Origin of the sequence: Endozoicomonas sp. SESOKO1, from assembly GCF_024606265.1 — a bacterium.
Lineage (GTDB): Bacteria > Pseudomonadota > Gammaproteobacteria > Pseudomonadales > Endozoicomonadaceae > Endozoicomonas.
This window is the reverse complement of sequence record NZ_JAHHPP010000069.1, coordinates 1-5,010: the sequence shown is the minus strand read 5'-3', so window position 1 is coordinate 5,010 and position 5,010 is coordinate 1. Positions and strand designations below refer to the sequence as shown.

Annotated in this window: 4 protein-coding genes; 2 read left to right on the top strand and 2 right to left on the bottom strand. The window is 52.8% G+C overall.

What is annotated here, in order from left to right:
- Both KDK13_RS04150 and KDK13_RS04145 read left to right on the top strand, forming a co-directional pair.
- Positions 1 to 1,375, top strand: a 1,375-nt coding sequence (locus KDK13_RS04150) for a response regulator (protein ID WP_257283661.1), incomplete at its 5' end; no start/stop codon positions are given.
- A gap of 17 nt (positions 1,376 to 1,392) precedes the next feature.
- Positions 1,393 to 1,518, top strand: a complete 126-nt coding sequence (locus KDK13_RS04145; protein WP_257283660.1) for a hypothetical protein — start codon at positions 1,393 to 1,395, stop codon at positions 1,516 to 1,518.
- Between the two features lie 25 nt (positions 1,519 to 1,543).
- On the opposite strand, the gene KDK13_RS04140 is transcribed toward KDK13_RS04145, so the two are convergent.
- Together KDK13_RS04140 and KDK13_RS04135 are read right to left on the bottom strand one after the other, a co-directional pair.
- A complete protein-coding gene (locus KDK13_RS04140) occupies positions 1,544 to 2,488 on the bottom strand; it encodes an FAD:protein FMN transferase (protein ID WP_257283659.1) in 945 nt (314 codons plus the stop codon).
- A 99-nt stretch (positions 2,489 to 2,587) separates the two neighbouring features.
- The coding region (locus KDK13_RS04135) for a flavocytochrome c (RefSeq protein WP_257283658.1) at positions 2,588 to 5,010 on the bottom strand (2,423 nt) is incomplete at its 5' end.

Here is a 5,010-nt window from a genome sequence, read left to right as displayed (position 1 = left end):
GCGCAGGATTGTCCGTCAGGTGTCTGATGACCTGAACAAACCCGTCGAGCTGCTGGTCAGTAATGCCGAAGGTGAGATGGACAGAACCATGCTCGAGGGGATGCTTACCCCCCTGGGACATATGCTCCGAAATGCAATTGGTCATGGTATCGAAGACTCATTGGATGCAAGGCAGCAGTCAGGAAAGCCTGATGCAGGCCAGATTTCTTTATCCATTCGTCGTGATGGTGCCGATGTTGTGGTTGAGCTGTCCGACGATGGTCGCGGCATTGATATCGACGCCGTGAAGGCGAAAGCTATTGAGCAGAAGTTGATCAGTCCTGACGATCCTGTCTCGGATCAGGAAGCCATCGAACTGATCATGAAGTCCGGATTCAGTACTGCACCCCGCGTGACCCACCTTTCTGGCCGGGGTGTCGGGATGGATGTGGTGAATAACTCGGTTCGCCAGCTCGGTGGCAGTATTCAGGTTAAGTCTGAGGCCGGGCTGGGCACACACTTCTCCCTCAGGTTGCCATTTACACTGTCCGTTAACCGGGCATTGATGGTGGAAGTAGATAACAGCCTGTATGCACTCCCGATGCATGCCATTGATGGCATCTCTATGGTGTCAGCAACAATGCTGGCTGATTGCTACAGAAACAAGTCCCCAATCATCTATGGCAATGGTACAGAGCACCAGCTGATCTACATGGGCGCTCTTATCGGTACTGCCAGCCCGAAAATAAACGATGGCCAATGTCCTGTCATCATCGTGCACAGGGGCAGTGAAAATATAGCGGTCCAGGTTGATGCCATCGTTGGTAGCCGGGAAATCGTTACCAGGAATCTGGGGCCTCAGTTTTCCGGTCTTGCCGGGGTAAACGGTGCAACCATTCTTGGTGATGGTCGGGTTGTGGTTATCCTTGATCCGGCGGCACTGTACCGCAAACATCAGCTTGTCATTCAGGAAGCCCAACCGGACACCGTTGAACAAGATGAACGGGACAGCAGTAATAAAGCCATCACGGTGCTGGTGGTCGATGACTCGGTTACCGTGAGGAAAGTCACCAGTCGACTGCTGACACGCCAGGGCTACGAGGTGATATCGGCAAGGGATGGCGTGGAGGCCATGACCCATCTATCCGAGCATAGGCCAGACATCATGCTGCTGGATGTCGAAATGCCCCGCATGGATGGCTTTGAGGTGGCCAGTGCGGTCCGCAATGACCCTGAACTGCAGGATCTGCCGATTATCATGATCACCTCCAGAACCGGTGAAAAACATCGTAACCGGGCCTTCAGCCTTGGTGTCAATGAGTACATAGGCAAACCTTTCCAGGAAGGTCCGTTACTCAAAGCTATTGAACAGCTGATTGCGCTTGAGACTGTCTGAATTATGAAGAGGAAACCATGTCCGGAAACCACCAACCTATCGCTGCCGTGCTGATGCCTGTGCAGCAGCGCCCCCTGCTGTTACCTTCGGCGTGCATCGCCGGTTTTCAGGACTACAGTCGTCCGGAACCTGTTGACGTTTAGTTGTAAAGCGGGTGGCAGGTTCCATTCAGCGTAAGGCAATATAACGACCATGGTCAACCAGTCCATCAGTCAGCTGCAAAGTTCCATCTTTTGCCACCACAACAGCTTCAATACCCGCCTGTTGATTCAAACAGGCAAGCGCATCCTCTGCTGAAGATAAAAAACCGGCAGTACTCCAGATTTCCCCATCAATGGAGTTCTTTGAAATAATGGTCAGACTGGCTATATCCGTGGCAATGGGCATTCCTGTTTGAGCATCAAGCAAGTGGTGATAACGCTGGCCATTGGCCTCAAAAAAACGTTCGTTAATACCCGATGTCACCATCGAAGCATCATTCAGTGGCACTGCACGAATAATCTCGCCTCGCCCGGCCAAAGGGTTTTGAATACCCACATTCCAGGCCCGGTTGGCATTGGTTGGCGAATGGCCGATGGTGACCACGTTGCCACCCAAACTGATAAAACCGGACTCAACACCAGCGTCAACCAGCGCTTGTTTAACCTGATCCGCAAAATAGCCTTTGGCGATCGCTCCCAAATCGATCTCCATGCCCGATTTTTGCAAAAACACCGTTCCTTTCTGCTCATTCAGGATAATATTATCGGGATCGACCAACGCCAGTCGTGCTGATATTTCTGTAGCTGAAGGCACTCTGACATCCTGAAAACCGATACGCCACAGTTTGACCAAAGGGCCAATGGCAATATTGAAGGGGTTGTCCGGGTTCTGACTGGCCGCCCTGGCGACATTGATGAGCTGAAAGAGATCGTCTTCAACCGGGACTGGCGCAATACCTGCGCTCCGGTTGATACGCATCAAATCCGAGCCTGGGTGGTTAGCGGAGAACCGCTGAGCGTATTGAGCAAGTTGGCGATAAACGGCTTTGACAAGCTGCTCACCATCCTCATGATAAACGACCAGATCAATCAATGTGCCCATCATCTGGAAGCGGGTCTGGTACTTTTTCATAACATGCTTCACTGCCGGGAGAACATGAAAAACAACGAAGCCTGCCCGCCTTGCTACCAGAACGGAGCAGAGCGGGCAGGCTCCTAGAGCGTGTGGATTTTAAACAAGATCCGACGCACTGGCACCAGCAATACGGCCAAACGTGAAGATATCGATCAGGGCGTTACCACCCAGACGGTTACCGGCATGAATACCGCCAGTCACTTCACCCGCTGCGTACAGGCCGGGAATGACATTGCCATCCTTGCCAATCACGCGCGCACGGGTATCAATCTTCAGGCCACCCATGGTGTGGTGGATAGAAGGCTGACGCGGGGTAGCGTAGAACGGGGCTTTCTCCACCTTCAAGCCGAACGCACTCTTGTTGAATTCAGGATCGTGACCCTGCTCGACACACGTGTTGTACTGCTTGATAGTCTGCAGAAATTGCGCCTGCGGTACACCAATCTTGTCCGCCAGCTCGGCCAGTGTATTCGCTTCCACAATGATGCCTTCATCGATTTCACGGGCGATGGTCTCATCGGAGGTGTTGGCGGCAGTTTTACGGATCTCGGCATCGGCAATCATATAAACCGTGCCACCGTTATCAAAGAAGGAGTCAGCCAGCTTATCGCGGCTGCCGCATTCGTCGACAAAACGCTTGCCTTTCTGGTTAACAAAGACAAAGTTCTCTGGTGGCACAATCAGACCAGTCAGCAGAGCGCCAGACTTTGGATCACCGATTGGCATCAGCTGGGCAAAGCCCATTCCCACCAGCTCAGCACCGACTTTTTCACCCATTTCGATACCATCACCCACCAGCGCAGGAGAGTTGGTGGTTTTGATATCGTCGGCAATATTTTTCCAGTAGGTGTTGTACTTCTTGACCATTGGGGTGTTGGCACCAAAGCCACCCGAAGTCATGATCACACCATGGCTCGCCTTGACGATCAGCTGATTGCCGTTGGCCTGAGTCGCCTTAACACCAACAACCTTGCCATCTTCAACAATCAGGTCGGTAGCGCGGGTATCGGTGATGATGCGGCCATTCTGCTCCAGAATACGCTTTTGCAGCTTATCAACGAACTCAACGCCCTTATGACGCTTTGGCTTGTGGGCACGGCGCCACAGGGCACCAACAGCGATATCAACCAGACCACGCTCAAAATCGACACCTTTTTCGGTCAGCCAGTCGACCGACTCCATAGAGCGAGAGGTCAGGGTTTCCACCAGATCGTATTGACCGTAGATGGCTTCACCATTCCTGTCGGTACGCTTGCCGCCCAGATAGGTCTGGATACGGTGCAGTTCAATAGAGTCGAACAGGTACTTGTTGCCATGGTCGTGCTGGTTAAAGTAATCGTCAAGCTGTGCTTTCAGGGTACGGAAATCATTCAGATATTCACCGACAAACTCAGACTCTGGCGTTTCAGCCAGTGCCATCAGGGTCTCTTTTTCACCCGCCAGAGCCGGGAAATCACCCTGCCATGCGGGTTCAGCGGCGTTCACCCATCCGCCAGTACGAACAGTATTACCACCAATAGCCGGGAACTTCTCCAGCAGGATAACTGACTTGCCGTTATCAAGAGCCGTCAGCGCCGCACTCAAACCGGCACCGCCGCCACCGATCACCACCACATCGGCGCTTTCTTCGATGGTTTGCGCAATCCACTCAACCGCCTTACGGGCTTTCACACGCAGTGCTTCAGAGTGACCACCGGCCAGATCAACCGCATTGGAAACACCATCGATCACTGCCTGGCTGCTAACGGTTGCGCCAGAAATCACGTCAATATTGAGCGTCTGCTCATCAACGATCTGCTGTGGAATACGCTCAAAGGCCGGGTTGGCGATACCGTCTGACTCTCTGGAAGAGTCCACCACAATCTCAAGAATTTCATCTTCAGAGAAGGTTACCGTCACCGGCAGGTCACCGTTGTGGCCACGACCGTAAGCGGTATAAGTACCCGGTTCGAAACGGATCTCAACACCTTGCAGCTCTTTGATGCGCTGATGCTTTTGTGCTTCCGCAGCACTGTCGACGATCATGTAATCCATGATGTCCCACAGCGGCGTTGGGATCAGCAGCTCTTCCTGCTGGGCGATATCGGCAAACTCGGCACAGGTCTCATTGTTCAGCGCCCTGGTTGCCCAGGTTGGCTCAACCAGGTAGCCCTTGCCCACGCTGACCATATCGTAACCCTGGGCCAGTGCATTTTCAGCATCAGCAGTCTGGGCGATACCACCCACACCGATCACAGGAATCCTGGCGACCGCTTCTGACTGCATCTGACGATACTTGTTGATCAGTGGCTCTTTATCTTCCGGGTTAACAATGGAGTTACGAGCCCAACTGCCCATGGAGAAGTGGAAATAATCCAGACCTTCTGTGGCCAGTTTATCCAGCAGATACATAGTATCTTCAAAACGGATACCCGGCTCTTCAATCTCTTCGGGAGAGAAGCGATAGCCGATAATAAAATCGCTCTTGTTATGGGCCTGGGCAACCTGCCTGGTTTTTCTCAGAACGGCCAGTGGGAAGG